A 15986-nucleotide genomic window follows, 5' to 3' on the forward strand; every position below is an offset into this window, starting at 1 on the left:
AAGCGGGAGAAGAGCGCTCCATTGCGTTGGGCGGCTTTTCTTCCCCCAAACCCCCCCCCCCCCCCCTCCCCCCCCCCCCCCCCCCCCCAACCCCCCCCCGCGCAGGTACTCCATCCGAGCCGGTAGGAGAACGCTCCTCGCATGACCCGGAGTGATCAGCGGCGCCACCAGAACGCCTTGGTGGTGGCGAGGAACTCGCGGCGGGCGCCGCGGGCGGAGACCCGGCGCAGGCCGTCGGCCGCCGCGTCGTGGCCGACGCCGTGGGCGTCGATGCCCGCGCGCCGGCACAGCGCGACCGCGCGGCGCAGGTGGAACCGGGTGGTCACGACGGTGACCTCGCGCAGCCCGAAGTCCTCGGCCGCCCGCCGGCAGGACGACCAGGTGTCCACACCGGACTCATCCAGCACCACCGCGGCGGCGGGAACCCCGTGCGACACGAGGTGGTGCCGCATCACGACGGGTTCGCTGTGCCCGCGGGATTCCGGGCTGCCGCTGACGATGATGCGCCGGACCCGGCCCGCCTCGAACAGCTCCCGCGCCACGTTCAGCCGACCCTGCAGGATCCGGCTCGGCAGGCCGTCCCAGCGCACGCCCGCGCCGAGCACCAGCGCGTACTCGGTCGCGGGCGCGTCCTGCACCGTGCTGATGCGGCGGGCGCTGCGCGCCAGTGCCCATGCCGAGGGCAGCGCCGCCGCGACCCCGAGCCCGGCCAGCGCAGCGAGTCCCTTCCGAAGTCCACGCACTGGACAAGTGTGCCATCGAGGCCGCCGGCCTCGTGAGTGTTCTGGAGCGCCCCAGCAGTCCAAAGCACCCACGAGCGATCGGGCAACCGTCCCCAGTGGACGGTCTGCGGTCAGGCCGGGTTGAGCACCGGGTTGCCGTCCTCGACCACGAACGACTTCGCGGTCTCCGCCGGGGCGTCCTTCTTCGACACGTACGGCAGCACCCGGTAGTCGGCGCGCAGCTCGGCCTCGGTGAACTTGGTGCGCACGTAGCCGCGCCGGTTGGCGTAGAACTTCACGTGCGGGTTCTCCTTGAGCACATCGCCGTTGCCGTCGTCGTTGCCGTCCCCGCCGCTGGTGACGGAGGTCGTGATGAACTCGGTGCCGACGGCGCGCGACCCGGGGTCGTCGTGGGTCCGCTTGATCTCCGCGGCCCAGTGCCGGTGCACGTCGCCGGTGAGCACGACGCCGTTGCGGACCGCGCTGTCGGCCATCGCGCCGGCGATCCGGTCGCGGTTGGCCACGTAGCCGTCCCAGGCGTCCATGTTGTAGCCCTCTTCGGCGCCGGGCGTCAGGTCGATCTTGGAGAAGAACACCTGCTGGCCCAGCACGTCCCAGCGGGCAGTGGTGTCGCGGAACCCGTCGATGATCCACTTCTCCTGCTCGGCGCCGGTGATCGACCGGTCCGGGTCCTCGCGGTCGGTGCAGCCGGACTGCACGCCGTCGCCGCAGGCCTGGTCGTCGCGGTACTGGCGGGTGTCGAGCAGGTGGAAGTTGACCAGCGATCCCCAGCCGTACCGCCGGTAGAGCTGCAGGTCGATGCCGCCCGGCTTCGAGCCCGCGCGCAGCGGCATGTTCTCGTAGTACGCCTGGAGGGCGACCTTGCGCCGGTCGAGGAAGCCGTCGTCGGGCTTCTCCGGGGTCTCGTCGGCCCAGTTGTTCTCGACCTCGTGATCGTCGAACACCACCAGCCACGGCGCGGTCGCGTGTGCGAGCTGCAGGTCCGGGTCGGTCTTGTACTGCGCGTGGCGCTGCCGGTAGTTGGCCAGCGTGCGGGTCTCCGGGCCGAGCACCTTCCGCACGTCGCCGTCCTTGGCGGCGTACTCGTACTGGTAGTCGCCGAGGTGCAGGATCAGCCCCGGCTCGTCCTCGGCCATCCGCCGGTACGCGGTGAAATACCCCTGCCCGAAGTGCGCGCAGGAGGTGAAGCACATGGTCAGCTCGCCGAGCGCGTCCGGCGCGGGCGCGGTGCGGGTGCGGCCGACCGGCGAGATCGAGCCCTCGGCGCGGAACCGGTAGAAGTACTCCGCGCCGGGCTGCAGGCCCTCCAGCTCGACGTGCACGCTGTGCCCCAGATCCGGTGCGGCCTGGGTCTCGCCGCTCTGCACGATCTTGCTGAACTGCTCGTCCGCGGCGACCTCCCATTGCACGGGCACGGCCTTGTCGGGCATGCCGCCCAGCCCGTCGTCGGCGGTCGGCTCCGGCGCCAGCCGGGTCCACAGCACGACCCCGTCCGGCAGCGGATCGCCGGAGGCGACGCCGAGGGTGAACGGGTCGGCGAGCCGGCGAGTGCCGGCGCCGGGCAGCGACAGCGCGTTGGCCAGCGCGGAGCCGCCGAGGGCGGTCGCACCGAGCGCGGCGGCGCCGCCGAGCAGCACGGCGCGGCGGCTGACCCGGCCGGGTAACGGGATATCGGGCATCGGTGTCCTCCAGGTGTCCTGCGGAAGTCGTCCGGGGCTCGACCGTGGCGCGATCGAGCGCACGAAAGTACCGGCACCAGAAGAGGGTTTGGTGAATTCCCGGCGAAATGGGGCGGCCGATGCAAGCCCCGGGATCCGTTCGGCCCAGCCGCCGCCGGACCGATCGGCTCAGCGCGTCACCCGGCGTCGAGGGCGCGTCGGGTCGCCGCGATCACCTTGCTCAGCGCCGCGTTGAGCTGCTCCAGCTCGGCGACCTCCATGCCGAGGAGCTCGACCACGCGGTACGGGATCTTCTCGGCCTCCGCGCGGAGTTCCCGGCCCTTCCCGGTCAGCTCCACGGCGAGCAGTCGCTCGTCCTCGGTGCTGCGGCGCCGTTCCAGGTAGCCGATCGATTCGAGGCGTTTGAGCAGCGGCGACAACGTCGCGGGGTCGGCGTGCAGGTCGCCGCAGAGATCCTTCACCGATCTCGGCGACTGCTCCCACAGCGCGAGCATCACGAGGTACTGCGGGTGCGTCAGGCCGAGCGGCGCGAGCAGCGGCCGGTAGACGGAGATGACGTTGCGCGAGGCGACGGACAGCGCGAAGCACACCTGGCGATCGAGGGTGAGCGGATCCTCGCCGAGGTCGATCTGGTTCATCGGGGTCTCCTTCCGGCCGGGGGTGCCCGCTATCACGTTAATCATTAGCGTGCTAATGATTAGCATAGAGGTTGTTCGCGGACGCTCGGCGAAGGAGGGGACGTGGCCGCTGACGGACGAATCCGGCCCAATCCGGTGCAGTGGATCTGGTACGCCTTCGGCGGACGGCTGCCGGCGAGGTGCCGGGAGTGGGTCCTGCACGACATCACGTGCCGGACCTGGGTGCTGCGGCACATCGGCCGCAGCCTGGTCCAGATCTCCCCGGGACTGCTCTTCCTGCTGCTGCCCGGTCCGTTCTGGATCCGGGCGATGTCCGTGCTCGGCGGGGTCATCCTGGCGCTCTGGTACTCGCTGTCGTACCTGGAGCACACCAGCGAGTACCGGCTCACCAAGCACGGTTACCCGATGGGCACCGGACGGGCGGTGCGCGAAGAGGCGCAGGCCGCGATCCGTGCCCAGCGGGTGCAGCGGTACGCCGAGCTCTACCGCAACCAGCCGGAGCGGTGAGCTCGCGAGGTCATTTCGGCCGCCACCCGGCTCGGGTCGGCGGGCCGGGCGGGCCGGGCGGGCGCGCGGGTCGGGGGCGGCGCTCCCAGGGGCGGTTCGCGGGCTTGGAGAGGGCGGGCATGCCTGGCAACCTAGGGCACCGAACCGCCTTGGTGTGAACCACCTCGTGGCATTGGTGACATTTCCCGCATGGCGATCTACCAGCGAAGATCACGCACAGCTGATCGTCTGTGACAACTTCCCAGGTGGCGGCCCCGCAGCCCTGGTTCGCTACGGTCCGAACCGAATCGAATCCGCCCGGTAGCCGGAGCGTGTCGATGATCGACCTGCCATCCGTACCCGGCCTCCTGGCCGTCGAAGTGGTCGCATCCGACTCCCGGCGGGTGGATCACGCCGTCAAGCGCTGAGTACGCGGATGCCGGGATCCCGCGCTACTGGATGGTCGAGCTCGGGGCGCCGCCGAGTCTGCTTGACTGTCGTCTGACGGAGACTTCCGGCCATCAGGACGGCGGCTGCATCGCTGGTCGATTCGTCGCGGCTGAGCCCTTCCCGGTCTCGCTCCGGCTCGACGATCTGGAGTGGTCGACACGCCGGGAGGCCGGAGAAGAGGGTTGTTGTTGAGCGTTGGCACTCTCATGGGTAGAGTGCTAGCAGAACGGCGCCGCAGCGCCCCGGCACCCGCGACGGCGGGGAGCCACGGAGCCGTCTTAACCCAGACAACGCTTCGAAGGCCCCAGAAGGTGGAGGTCACACCGTGGCGAGCATCAAGCCGCTTGAGGACAAGATCGTGGTCCAGGCGAGCGAGGCCGAGACGACGACTGCGTCCGGCATCGTGATCCCGGACACCGCCAAGGAAAAGCCCCAGGAGGGCAAGGTTCTGGCCGTCGGTCCGGGTCGCATCGACGACAAGGGCAACCGCATCCCGGTGGATGTCAAGGAAGGCGACGTCGTCATCTACTCGAAGTACGGCGGCACCGAGGTCAAGTACAACGGCGAGGAGTACCTGATCCTCTCCGCCCGCGACGTGCTGGCCGTCGTCAACTGACGCTGCACCACGCGAGCAATGCCGCCCCGGCGGTCCCGACCGGGACCCCGGGGCGGTCGCATGTCCGGGACCGGAGCGTCCCGAGTCGTACGGAATGGGAAGTCCTGGGCGCGTGATCGCACCTCGGACGTCGAGCGAGCGGCGCCACCCGCACCGCCACGCAAGGCGACCCCGTGCACAGCAAAAGGCATCCATGAAGGGCTGTTGTAACCATGGCTAAGCAGATCACCTTCGACGAGCAGGCGCGGCGCGCGCTGGAGAGCGGCGTCAACCAGCTCGCCGACGCGGTGAAGGTCACCCTCGGGCCGCGTGGTCGGCACGTCGTGCTGGACAAGCAGTTCGGCGGGCCGCAGATCACCAACGACGGCGTGACCATCGCCCGCGAGATCGAGCTGAGCGACCCGTTCGAGAACCTGGGCGCCCAGCTCGCCAAGAACGTCGCGACGAAGACCAACGACGTCGCCGGCGACGGCACCACCACCGCCACCGTGCTCGCCCAGTCGCTGGTCCGCGAGGGCCTGCGCAACCTGGCCGCGGGCGCCAACCCGGCGTCGCTGAACAAGGGCGTCCAGGCGGCCACCGACGCCGTCGTCGAGGCGCTCAAGGCCAAGGCCACGCCGGTCAAGGGTCGCGACAACATCGCCCAGATCGCGACCGTGTCCTCCCGGGACGAGTCCATCGGCGCCCTGATCGGCGAGGCGATGGAGAAGGTCGGCGAGGACGGCGTGATCAGCATCGAGGAGTCCTCGACGCTGGCCACCGAGCTGGAGATCACCGAGGGCCTCCAGTTCGACAAGGGCTTCATCTCCCCGCACTTCGTCACCGACGCCGAGCGTCAGGAAGCGGTGCTGGAGGAAGCGCAGATCCTGCTGCACCGCGACAAGATCTCCGGCCTGCAGGACCTGCTGCCGCTGCTGGAGAAGATCGCGCAGGGCGGCAAGCCGCTGCTGATCATCGCCGAGGACGTCGAGGGCGAGGCGCTGTCCACCCTGGCCGTCAACGCGATCCGCAAGACCCTGAAGGTCGTCGCGGTCAAGGCCCCGTTCTTCGGCGACCGCCGCAAGGCGTTCCTGGACGACCTGGCGATCGCCACCGGCGCCCAGGTCATCGCGCCGGAGGTCGGGCTGAAGCTGTCCGAGGCCGGTCCGGAGGTGCTCGGCGCGGCCCGCCGGGTCACCGTGACCAAGGACACCACGACCATTGTGGACGGCCGCGGCAGCGCCGAGGGCGTCAAGGACCGCGTGGACCAGATCCGCAAGGAGATCGAGGCCACCGACTCCGACTGGGACCGCGAGAAGCTGCAGGAGCGGCTGGCCAAGCTGTCCGGCGGCGTCGCGGTGATCAAGGTCGGCGCGGCCACCGAGACGGAGCTCAAGGAGCGCAAGTCCCGCATCGAGGACGCCGTCGCCGCCGCCAAGGCCGCGGCCGAGGAGGGCAGCGTCCCCGGTGGTGGGTCGAGCCTGATCCACGCCGCCAAGGCGCTGGCCGACGACCTCGGTCTCACCGGTGACGAGGCCACCGGCGTGCAGCTGGTGCGCCGCGCGCTGGACGCCCCGCTGTACTGGATCGCCGCCAACGCCGGCCAGGAAGGCGCCGTCGTGGTGTCCAAGGTCCGCGACCTGGACTGGGGCGCCGGTTACAACGCGGCGACCGACGAGTACGGCGACCTGGTGCAGGCCGGCATCGTCGACCCGCTGAAGGTGACCCGCTCCGCGGTCGCCAACGCGGCCTCCATCGCCCGCATGGTGATCACCACCGAGAGCGCGGTCGTGGAGAAGCCGGAGGAGCAGCCGGAGGCCGCCGGGCACGGCCACGGCCACGGGCACGGCCACTGAGCCATTGCGCGTGAGCCGGGCCCTCGGCCCGGCTGAACGGCACGAAGATCGGGGCGGTACCCACGGCATGGGTACCGCCCCGATTTTTTTCGTCCTACCCGGAGCCGAATGACGCCCCTCGTAGTCATCCGACTCCGGCGGCCGCTCGCGATCCACGACGCGGCGGCCGACACAAGCGCGTCAGCTGGCCGCGACCGCCAGCTGCTGGCGCTTGCGCGCCTTGATGATCACTTCCCGCTCCGACTCCGACAGCCCGCCCCAGATGCCGTACGGCTCCTGCACGGCTAGCGCGTGCGTCCGGCACTGCGCGATCACCGGGCAGTGCTGGCACACCTCTTTCGCCTTCGCCTCTCGCCGAGCTCGTGCCGGGCCGCGTTCGCCGTCCGGATGAAAGAAGTACGCGCTGTCCATGCCTCGACAGGAGCCCCGTATCTGCCAATCCCAGATATCGGCGTTCGGTCCTGGAAGACGTCGAGTGTCTGCCATTGCGCAAACCACCTCCTAGCGGTGGGTCCCCTCCCCGCTGCAGCCGGCGGCCGCAGCCTCGCATGATCCGACCGTAGAACCGCGCCAAAACTTGTTCAACCCTTATCGAGCCAAAAGCTGTTCATCGTTGGAGTGATCTTTGGCCGACCAAGATCGACGCCCGACGGCTTGCCCTCCACGGGCCGGAACCGGAACATGTCCCGCGTGACGACGCGGCCGGAACCTGTGCAGGGGCAGGACACCCCCATCCCGAGCGACGATCCGGAGCTGGTCGGAGGTCCGGATGGCGCCGCGTCGGACGATCAGCCGCGGCTCAGCGTCGCCGCGGTGGCCCGCCGGCTCGGTGTGGCACCCGCCACGCTGCGCACCTGGGACCGCCGGTACGGACTCGGGCCCAGCGATCACACCAGCGGTCGGCACCGCCGCTACGGCCCGGACGACATCGCTCGCCTGGAGCAGATGCAACGCGCGCTGCTGCGCGGTGCCTCACCGATGGAGGCGGCCCGCTACGCCCGCACCGTCGCCGCGCCGCTGCCGCAGCGATACCCCGACGCGACCGAGCGGCAAACGCAGCCGGACGATTCCGGCGACGGGCCGATGATGCTGTCCGGTGTGCTCGGCGGCGCGGGCGACATCGAGTTGGCCGGCGGCTCGAACACCGGCGGGCGCGGGCTCAAGCTCACCGGGGCCGGGCCGCGCGCCCGCGGCCTGGGGCGGGCGGCGCTCGCGCTGGACTCCTGGTCCGTGCAGCGGCTGCTGATCGAGTCGATGGACACCGACGGCGTCGTGGAGACCTGGCAGGGCATGCTGCAGCCGGTGCTGCGCGCGGTCAGCGAGCGGCGGCAGCGGTCCGGCTCCGGCATCGAGGTCCTCCAGTTGCTGGTCGACTGCGCGTCCACCGCGCTGCGCTCGGTGATCGCGACCGCGCCGGCCCCGGTCAATCCGCGCCCGGTGGTGCTCGCCCCGGTGCCCGGCGAAGTGCAGGAGCTCGAACTCGTGGCGCTGGCCGCGGCGCTCGCCGCCAACCGCGTCGGCCACCGGCTGTTCGGCGCCGCGCTGCCGCGCGAAGGACTCGCCGCCGCGGTGCGCCGCTCCGCCCCGGCCGCCGTGGTGCTCTGGGCCGACCAGTCGCACTACGCCTCGTCGCGGGTGCTGGACGACATCCCGATCACCCGGCAGCGTGCCCGCGCGTTCGTGGCGGGCGCCGGGTGGGCGCAGCAAGCGCTGCCCGCGCACGTGGAGCTGCTCGATTCGCTGGAGACGGCTGTTGCCCGTGTTTCCGAGACCGTATTGGGCTGAGCGAGGCTCTTTGTGGCATAAATCACACACCCACCGTGTGGGTGGGGTTACGGCGTTCGTGCGGACGGGCGAAACTTCGGTCTCGACTGGGTGCAATCGGGTGAATACTGCAGGTACGGCGCGTGGCCGGCGGCTTCCCGGCGTAGTGGGCGGGCCGGTCCCGGCGGCCTGCTCCGTTCCAGTGAACCGGCACCCGATCGGGCTGCCACAAAATTTCTTGACGGATTAAGCACCGGATCGTGTCAAGGTTTTGGCCCCTGCGTCCGATAGGGGAGTTGGAACGTCACTCGCCTGCAGGAAGGAGTTCCCGTGACGACGGTCCTGATCTGCGATGACCGACGTAGCGTCCGGGAAGGGCTCACTCGTGTGATGTCTGCTGTCCCCGGAGTGAGTCGAATTGATTGCGTTGCGCACGGTGATGAGCTGCTGGCCCGCTTCTCGCGGCAGGCCGTCGACGTCGTCTTGGTGGGTACCCAGCGCGCGGTGCCGAACGGCGTCGAGGCCACCCGAAGGCTCGTCTCGGCCCATCCGCAAGCAAACGTGATCGTGTTCGGTGCCCCGGACGACGCGGCCAGCATCGCCGCCGCGATCGCCGGCGGCGCCCGTGGCTACCTCCGCTGGGATGCTTCCCGGCCGGAGTTGGTGGCGGCGCTGGCGCACACGCTGGCGAGCACCTCGGTGCCCGCGCCCCGGCAACCGTCCGATCCGGGGGTGCAGCTGACGGAGCGCGAACTCCAGGTGCTGCGCGGCATGAGCCAGGGCAAGAGCAACGGCCAGATCGGCCGGGAGCTCTACCTCTCGGAGGACACGGTCAAGACCCATGCTCGCCGGCTTTTCCGGAAGCTCGGCGTGCGCGACCGCGCGCAGGCAGTTGCGCACGGTTTCCGCCGCGGCCTCGTCGCGTGATCGTCGCGCGCGGTGATCACCGCGCGCCTGTCGATCGGAGCGCACCGGCAGATCCAGTCCGGGCTGCCGGTGCTCGGCGAGGACGTTGGCTTGGAGCGAGCTGACGTTACGAGTGCGTCTGTGGCTCGCGTCACTTCCGGCGCGACCCCGATCCGGGGTGCGACCGCTGGTGTGACGCGAGCCACAGTTCTTCGGAGTGGGACGATCCGGACGAAACCGGCCTTCTCGGCAATCGGCGCAGATGCCTCGAAAGTGTCGGGATCGCCCGGTCGTGCGATCCCTGTGAAGATCCTCTCTGATCTTCTCCGGTGAACCTCCAAGATCTCGTGGCCAGGGGAAACGCCGCCGGGGTCGGCGTCTGGTATCTCTGAATGTGTGACGACGACGGGCCCCTCCATCCACTCCCTGTTCAACGATCGCCCCCCGGCCGGTACGGTGAGCTCGGCGCGGCGTGCGGCGCACGCGATCTCCGCCGGACAAATCCGAATCGCTTGAACGCGTAACACCAGGGCTGCTGTCTGCGATGACCAACGTGGGGGACGGGCTGGACGCTCTTGTAGGCGCCGCCGTCGACGGCGATCGTCAGTCGATCGAGCGCTTGCTGGCCGAAATCCGTCCTTTGGTGGTGCGGTACTGCCGCGCCAGAGTCGGACGAAACGAGAGGTCGTTCGCTTCGGCGGACGACGTGGCCCAGGAAGTGTGCCTCGCGGTGCTGACCGCGCTGCCCACCTACAAGGACCAGGGTCGTCCGTTCCTGGCGTTCGTGTACGGCATCGCCGCGCACAAGGTTGCTGATGCGCACCGCGCGTTGGCCCGCAACCGCTCCGAACCGGTGGCAGACGTTCCGGACACCCCGGAATCCGAGGCCGGACCGGAGCAGCGGGCCATGCAGGGTGAGCTTTCGGGCAGGATGGCGCAGCTTCTTCGCGTCCTCCCGGCCAAGCAGCGGGAAATTCTGCTGCTCCGGGTGGTCGTCGGGTTGTCGGCGGAAGAAACCGCCGAAGCGGTCGGTTCGACGCCGGGCGCGGTACGCGTGGCTCAACACCGCGCGTTGGCCCGGCTGCGAAAGACGCTGTCCGCGGAGGAGGTGGTCTGAATGGCGGAGCGGAAGGGGCCCGAGGGGGAGCAGGCGGGACACGACCCTGTCGAGTCCGGCTGGCACGAGGACCGTTCGCGCGGGGCAGACGAGCGGGACCAGATTCCCGCAGAGGGGTCCGCAGACGAGGGAACGGAACTGAGCGACAACCAGCGGGATTCCGGCTCGGCCGAGTCTGAAACCACCGAACCCGACGCCGTGTCGTGCGACGCCGACGTGCTCTCCTTCCGGCCGCGACCGGCCGAGGAGTCCGACGAGCTGGTCGACTTCGACGACTTCGGCGAAGAACCGATCGACCTGGGCGCGCTGCAGGCCGACGACGCATTGCTCGACGCGCTCGGCGGGACCAATCCCGACGTGGTCGTGTCGGCCGACGACGAGCGCCCCAGCCTGGAGGCGCTGCTGGTCGCGTGGCGGCAGGACATCGACGCCGCGCCGATCGGCGATCTCGTCGACGTGGAGACCGCGACCGCGGCCATCGTGGCGGGCAGCCGCCCGCGCCGCAGGCTCAAGCGCCGGCACCTGGTGCCGGTCGCCACCGCCGCCGCGGTCCTGATGATCACGTTCACCGGGGTGGGCGTGGCCGCTCGCGACGCGCAGCCCGGCGACATGCTGTGGGGCGTCGCACAGGTCCTCTACTCCGACCGCACGCGCGCGATCGTCGCCGCGAGCTCGGCCCGCGAGGATCTGAACACCGCCGAGGGCGCGATCGAGCAGGGCAACCGCACCGCCGCCGAGGCCGCGCTGCGCTCCGCGCAGGAGCAGATGCGGGGCGTCGACGACGAGCACGGGCTGTCCGACCTGAAGGCCGCGCACGCTTCGCTGACCGCGCGGATGGGCCAGGGCGAGAACCCGCAGCCCACGCAGCCGTCGACGCCGACCACGCCGTCGACGCCGACCACGTCGCCGTCGCAGCCGGTGCCGCCGGTGCCGCCGACGGACAGCTCGTCGGTGCCGCCGACGTCGTCCACATCGCCACCGGAGTCGTCCACGTCGCCGAGCGAGACGAGCGGCAGTTCCGAGCACCCGTCGAGCGGCTGGGGATCGGACCTCTTCCCGCAGAAGAGCACCAGCAATCCGTGATGATGAGGCCGGTCTGACACCTGCCAACGCGAAGAGGGGCTCCCGGTCGGGAGCCCCTCTTCGCGTTCTGCTTGGTGGGCGTCGTCAGCGGGTGGTTTCGGTCTCGGTCACGCCGTCCGCGTAGCCGCGGCAGTACTCCCAGGTGACGTAGTCGCCCGGGTTCGGGTCGAACGCCGGCTCGTGCGGGCGCATCCGGCCGTCCTGCAGCAGCTGCTCCAGGCTGGAGCGCAGCAGCTCCCAGTCGTGGTAGTGGCATTCGCCGCAGTCCGCGCAGTCCACCACGATGCCGCGAAGCCCGCGGGGCTCCAACAGGGCCTGGTAGACGGCGAGGTCGGTCAGGTCGGCGAGCAGTTCGGCCCGTTCCTCATCGCCGAGTGGTGGGCCGTCGTCGGCGTCGTGATCGCCGAGTGCCATGCTCGGATCTTCCGGGTCACCCGCGAACGGGTCTGGTGGCATCGGATCGTGCGGCACGGCCCGCACGGTACCGGCTGCGTCCACCTTGTGGGGTTGTCGGGGCGGGTTTGACCGCCCGCCGTGGCGTGGCCCACCCCTCGGCCCACGGGGCAAACGCGCCTGACCTGTGGTCTCTATCATTGAGGGAATCCCCGATGCCGATGCCACGTTCCACACGTAATCGCCGAGGACATCCAGCCGCACCCGCAGTCTGCGGACCATAGCGTGAAGGAAGGCACATCCCTCGCCATGAGCAGCGAACTCTCCGCACCCGGCCTCCCCTCGAAGTTCGCGACACTGGGTCTGACCTTCGATGACGTGCTCCTCCTCCCGGACGAGTCCGACGTCATCCCCAGCGGCGTCGACACGTCCACCCAGCTGTCCCGCAACATCCGCCTGCGGGTGCCGCTGCTGTCCGCCGCGATGGACACCGTCACCGAGGCGCGGATGGCGATCGCCATGGCCCGCCAGGGCGGCGTCGGCATCCTGCAGCGCAACCTGTCCGTCGAGGAGCAGGCCGCCCAGGTCGAGGTGGTCAAGCGCTCCGAGGCGGGCATGGTCACCGACCCGGTGACCTGCTCGCCGGACGACACCCTCGCCGAGGTGGACGCGTTGTGCGCCCGCTTCCGCATCTCCGGCGTGCCGGTGACCGACCCGGACGGCACTCTCGTCGGCATCATCACCAACCGCGACATGCGGTTCGAGGTGGACTTCACCCGGCGGGTGCGCGAGGTCATGACCGCGACGCCGCTGATCACCGCGCAGGTCGGCGTCACCGCCGAGGCCGCGCTCGGGCTGCTGCGGCGCAACAAGATCGAGAAGCTGCCGATCGTGGACAACGCCGGCAAGCTCCGCGGGCTGATCACCGTCAAGGACTTCGTCAAGACCGAGCAGTACCCGCGCGCCACCAAGGACCCGGACGGCCGGCTGCTGTGCGGCGCGGCGGTCGGCGTCGGCGCGGACTCGCACGAGCGTGCGATGGCGCTGGTGGACGCCGGTGTCGACGTGCTGATCGTGGACACCGCGCACGGGCACTCGCGCGCGGTGCTGGACACCGTGGCGACGCTGAAGAAGGAGCTCGGCAACTCCGTCGACGTCATCGGCGGCAACGTGGCGACCCGGGCTGGCGCGCAGGCACTGGTCGACGCCGGGGCGGACGCGGTGAAGGTTGGCGTCGGGCCGGGCTCGATCTGCACGACCCGCGTCGTCGCCGGGGTCGGCGTGCCGCAGATCAGCGCGATCTACGAGGCGAGCATGGCCTGCCGACCGGCGGGCGTGCCGCTGATCGGCGACGGCGGCATCCAGTACTCCGGGGACATCCCGAAGGCCATCGCGGCCGGCGCGAGCAGCGTCATGCTGGGCAGCCTGCTGGCCGGCACCGCCGAGTCGCCGGGCCAGCTGGTGCTGGTCAACGGCAAGCAGTTCAAGGTGTACCGGGGCATGGGCTCGCTGGGCGCCATGCAGTCGCGGGGCCAGGCCAAGTCGTACTCCAAGGACCGCTACTTCCAGGACGACGTGCTGTCCGAGGACAAGCTGGTGCCGGAGGGCATCGAGGGCCGGGTGCCGTTCCGCGGGCCGCTGGCGCAGGTGGTCGACCAGCTGATCGGCGGACTGCGCTCGGGCATGGGCTACACGGGCGCCAACACGATTCCGGAGCTGCAGGATGCGAAGCTGGTGCGGATCACCGCGGCGGGGCTCAAGGAGAGCCACCCGCACGACATCCAGATGACCGTCGAGGCGCCGAACTACACCACGCGCTGATCACCACCGTCCCGGCCGCCGCATCCCCGCGATGCGGCGGCCGCGTCGTGTGGCGATTTCGCGCGAAATCGGCGCCCGCCAGGCATGGCGTGTGGCGATTTCGCGCGAAATCGCCGCGGGCCTGACGCCGGCTCGGCGAAGCTCGCGGCGGGCTAAGGAGCCCCCGTTGCACGTCACACGGGCAGCGAAGAGAGAATGCTTCGTCGGACAGCGGTGCGGCGAGGAGGGACTTCAACGGTGCGGGATCAGGTTGAGATCGGCATGGGCCGTACGGCCATGCGCGGCTACGACTTGGACGACGTGGAGATCGTGCCCTCGCGGCGGACCCGGTCGTCGAAGGATGTTTCCCTGGCGTGGCAGATCGACGCCTACCGCTTCGACATCCCGCTGGTCACGCACCCGACGGACGCGGTCGTCTCGCCGGCCACCGCGGTGCGGATCGGCGAGCTCGGCGGCCTGGGCGTGCTGAACGCCGAGGGGCTGTGGGCGCGCCACGAGAACGTCGAGGAAAAGCTGTTCGAGGTGGTTCGCGCTGCCGAGGAGAACAGCGACCCCGAGGCCGCGATCCGGCTGCTGCAGGAGCTGCACGCCGCGCCGATCCGGGCGGACCTGCTGGCCACCGCGCTGAAGCAGGTGAAGGACTCCGGTGTCACCGTGGCGGCGCGGGTCAGCCCGCAGCACGCCGAGGAGCTGACCCCGGACCTGCTCGCGGCCGGCGTCGAGCTGCTGGTCGTGCAGGGCACCATCATCTCCGCCGAGCACGTCGCCCGGGACGGCGAGCCGCTGAACCTGAAGCGGTTCATCGCCGAGCTCGACGTGCCGGTGATCGCCGGCGGGGTCGGCGACTACCGCACCGCGATGCACCTGATGCGCACCGGCGCGGCCGGCGTGATCGTCGGCTTCGGCCAGTCCCGCGCGGCGACCACCACCCAGGTGCTGGGCATCGGGGTGCCGATGGCCACCGCGATCGCCGACGCCGCCGCGGCCCGCCGCGACTACCTGGACGAGACCGGCGGCCGCTACGTGCACGTGCTCGCCGACGGCGGCCTGTCGTACTCCGGCGACATCGCGAAGGCGATCGCCTGCGGCGCCGACGCCGTGATGCTCGGTGAGGCGCTGACCGAGTCGGCGGAGACGCCCGCGCAGGGCTACTACTGGACTTCCGCGGCCGCGCACCCGAGCCTGCCGCGCAGCGAGATCGTCGGCTTCGCCGGTTCGGGCGCGGACCTGGAGCAGCTGCTGTTCGGGCCGAGCAGCGACCCGTACGGCACGCTGAACCTCTTCGGCGGCCTGCGCCGCGCGATGGCGAAGACCGGCTACCGGGACCTCAAGGAGTTCCAGAAGGTCGGCCTGTCGCTCCGCGGCTGACGCGCATCCACCACCGGGCTCGTGAGTGCTTTGGATCGCTGCAGCGGTCCAAAACGCTCACGAGCCTTGGCTTTTCGGTGCCGGGCGGGATCAGGTCGGCCGCTGTCCTAATCGGACGGCAGACTTGGCGGCATGCTGGACACTTCGGCGCGCCTGCTCAAGCTGCTGTCGTTGCTGCAGACGCCGCGCGACTGGGCCGGGTCCGAGCTCGCCGAGCGGCTCGGCGTGAGCGCGCGGACCGTGCGCCGCGACATCGAGCGGCTGCGCGAGCTCGGGTATCCGGTGCACGCCACCCAGGGCACGGCCGGTTACCGGCTCGGTGCCGGGGCGGCGGTTCCGCCGCTGTTGCTGGACGACGACGAGGCGGTCGCGGTGGCCGTCGGGCTGCGCACGGCCGCCGGGGTTGCCGGGGTGGAGGAAACCTCGGTCCGGGCGCTGGCGAAGCTGGAGCAGGTCCTGCCGTCCCGGCTGCGACACCGGGTGCAGACCCTGCAGAGCGCCATGATCGCGATGCCGGGGGACGGCCCGACGGTGGACGCGAGCGTGCTGACCGCGATCGCCGCCGCCTGCCGGGACCGCGAGCGGCTCCGCTTCGACTACTCCGCCCACGACGGCACGACGAGTCGGCGGATCACCGAGCCGCACCGGCTGGTCGGCTGGGGCCGCCGCTGGTACCTCGTGGCGTGGGACGTGGAACGCGACGACTGGCGGACGTTCCGGGCCGACCGGGTCGAGCCCCGGACGCCGACCGGGCCGCGCTTCGCCCCGCGCGAGCTGCCGGGCGGCGATGTCGTCGCCTACCTCGGCGAACGGCTGAACGTCGCGCTGTGGCACTGCCAGGCGACGCTGCGGTTCCGGTTGTCCGCGGCCCGCGTCGCGGAGCTGATCACGCCGACCGGCGCGCTGATCGAGCCGGTGGACGAGAACACCTGCGACGTGACCATGGGCGCCGATTCGATGCACCTCCTGGCGGTCTTCGCGGGGCTGATCGAGGCGGACTTCGAGGTCGTCGATCCGCCCGAGCTCCGCGATCGCCTGGCCAGGCTCGGCACCCGGTACCTCCGCGCCGCGGGACCGTGAGCGCGGC

15 protein-coding genes are annotated in these 15986 nt (G+C 70.8%); 10 read left to right on the top strand and 5 right to left on the bottom strand.

Features of this window, described 5'->3' with window-relative positions:
* Window positions 1–155 precede the first annotated feature (155 nt).
* The 3 genes from AC07EQ_RS10510 to AC07EQ_RS10520 form a co-directional block, all read right to left on the bottom strand.
* Window positions 156–743, bottom strand: a complete 588-nt coding sequence (locus AC07EQ_RS10510) for a SanA/YdcF family protein (protein ID WP_478387753.1) — start codon at window positions 741–743, stop codon at window positions 156–158.
* A 110-nt stretch (window positions 744–853) separates the two neighbouring features.
* Complete coding sequence (locus tag AC07EQ_RS10515; protein WP_478387754.1) at window positions 854–2422, bottom strand: alkaline phosphatase D family protein; 1569 nt, start codon at window positions 2420–2422, stop codon at window positions 854–856.
* A gap of 176 nt (window positions 2423–2598) precedes the next feature.
* On the bottom strand, window positions 2599–3060 hold the full coding sequence (locus AC07EQ_RS10520) for a MarR family winged helix-turn-helix transcriptional regulator (RefSeq protein WP_478387755.1): 462 nt from the start codon (window positions 3058–3060) through the stop codon (window positions 2599–2601).
* Between the two features lie 102 nt (window positions 3061–3162).
* Between AC07EQ_RS10520 and AC07EQ_RS10525 the strand changes: the two genes are divergently transcribed.
* From AC07EQ_RS10525 to groL, 3 genes are all read left to right on the top strand, one after another.
* A complete protein-coding gene (locus tag AC07EQ_RS10525; RefSeq protein ID WP_478387756.1) occupies window positions 3163–3567 on the top strand; it encodes a DUF5313 family protein in 405 nt (134 codons plus the stop codon).
* Between the two features lie 754 nt (window positions 3568–4321).
* Window positions 4322–4612 carry a co-chaperone GroES gene (groES, locus tag AC07EQ_RS10530; RefSeq protein ID WP_093414065.1) on the top strand — a complete coding sequence of 97 codons (291 nt, stop codon included), beginning with the start codon at window positions 4322–4324 and terminating at the stop codon, window positions 4610–4612.
* 212 nt (window positions 4613–4824) lie between these two features.
* A complete protein-coding gene (groL, locus tag AC07EQ_RS10535) occupies window positions 4825–6447 on the top strand; it encodes a chaperonin GroEL (RefSeq protein WP_478387757.1) in 1623 nt (540 codons plus the stop codon).
* Window positions 6448–6627: 180 nt separating this feature from the next.
* On the opposite strand, the gene AC07EQ_RS10540 is transcribed toward groL, so the two are convergent.
* Window positions 6628–6933, bottom strand: coding sequence for a WhiB family transcriptional regulator (locus tag AC07EQ_RS10540; protein WP_029536210.1), 306 nt, complete (start codon window positions 6931–6933; stop codon window positions 6628–6630).
* Between the two features lie 195 nt (window positions 6934–7128).
* On the opposite strand from AC07EQ_RS10540, the gene AC07EQ_RS10545 reads away from it, so the two are divergent.
* From AC07EQ_RS10545 to AC07EQ_RS10560, 4 genes are all read left to right on the top strand, one after another.
* Complete coding sequence (locus tag AC07EQ_RS10545; RefSeq protein ID WP_478387758.1) at window positions 7129–8232, top strand: MerR family transcriptional regulator; 1104 nt, start codon at window positions 7129–7131, stop codon at window positions 8230–8232.
* Between the two features lie 309 nt (window positions 8233–8541).
* Window positions 8542–9138 carry a response regulator transcription factor gene (locus AC07EQ_RS10550; RefSeq protein WP_029536209.1) on the top strand — a complete coding sequence of 199 codons (597 nt, stop codon included), beginning with the start codon at window positions 8542–8544 and terminating at the stop codon, window positions 9136–9138.
* A gap of 523 nt (window positions 9139–9661) precedes the next feature.
* On the top strand, window positions 9662–10234 hold the full coding sequence (locus AC07EQ_RS10555; RefSeq protein ID WP_093265524.1) for a sigma-70 family RNA polymerase sigma factor: 573 nt from the start codon (window positions 9662–9664) through the stop codon (window positions 10232–10234).
* On the top strand, window positions 10235–11317 hold the full coding sequence (locus AC07EQ_RS10560) for an anti-sigma-D factor RsdA (protein ID WP_478387759.1): 1083 nt from the start codon (window positions 10235–10237) through the stop codon (window positions 11315–11317).
* A gap of 84 nt (window positions 11318–11401) precedes the next feature.
* On the opposite strand, the gene AC07EQ_RS10565 is transcribed toward AC07EQ_RS10560, so the two are convergent.
* A complete protein-coding gene (locus tag AC07EQ_RS10565) occupies window positions 11402–11773 on the bottom strand; it encodes a DUF5319 domain-containing protein (RefSeq protein WP_478388014.1) in 372 nt (123 codons plus the stop codon).
* 246 nt (window positions 11774–12019) lie between these two features.
* On the opposite strand from AC07EQ_RS10565, the gene guaB reads away from it, so the two are divergent.
* From guaB to AC07EQ_RS10580, 3 genes are all read left to right on the top strand, one after another.
* Window positions 12020–13531, top strand: a complete 1512-nt coding sequence (guaB, locus tag AC07EQ_RS10570) for an IMP dehydrogenase (RefSeq protein ID WP_478387760.1) — start codon at window positions 12020–12022, stop codon at window positions 13529–13531.
* A gap of 237 nt (window positions 13532–13768) precedes the next feature.
* Window positions 13769–14899 carry a GuaB3 family IMP dehydrogenase-related protein gene (locus AC07EQ_RS10575; RefSeq protein ID WP_132486443.1) on the top strand — a complete coding sequence of 377 codons (1131 nt, stop codon included), beginning with the start codon at window positions 13769–13771 and terminating at the stop codon, window positions 14897–14899.
* A 132-nt stretch (window positions 14900–15031) separates the two neighbouring features.
* A complete protein-coding gene (locus AC07EQ_RS10580) occupies window positions 15032–15979 on the top strand; it encodes a helix-turn-helix transcriptional regulator (protein WP_478387761.1) in 948 nt (315 codons plus the stop codon).
* The last annotated feature ends 7 nt before the right edge of the window (window positions 15980–15986 follow it).

The sequence above is a fragment of the Saccharopolyspora sp. NPDC045839 genome, assembly GCF_056431645.1.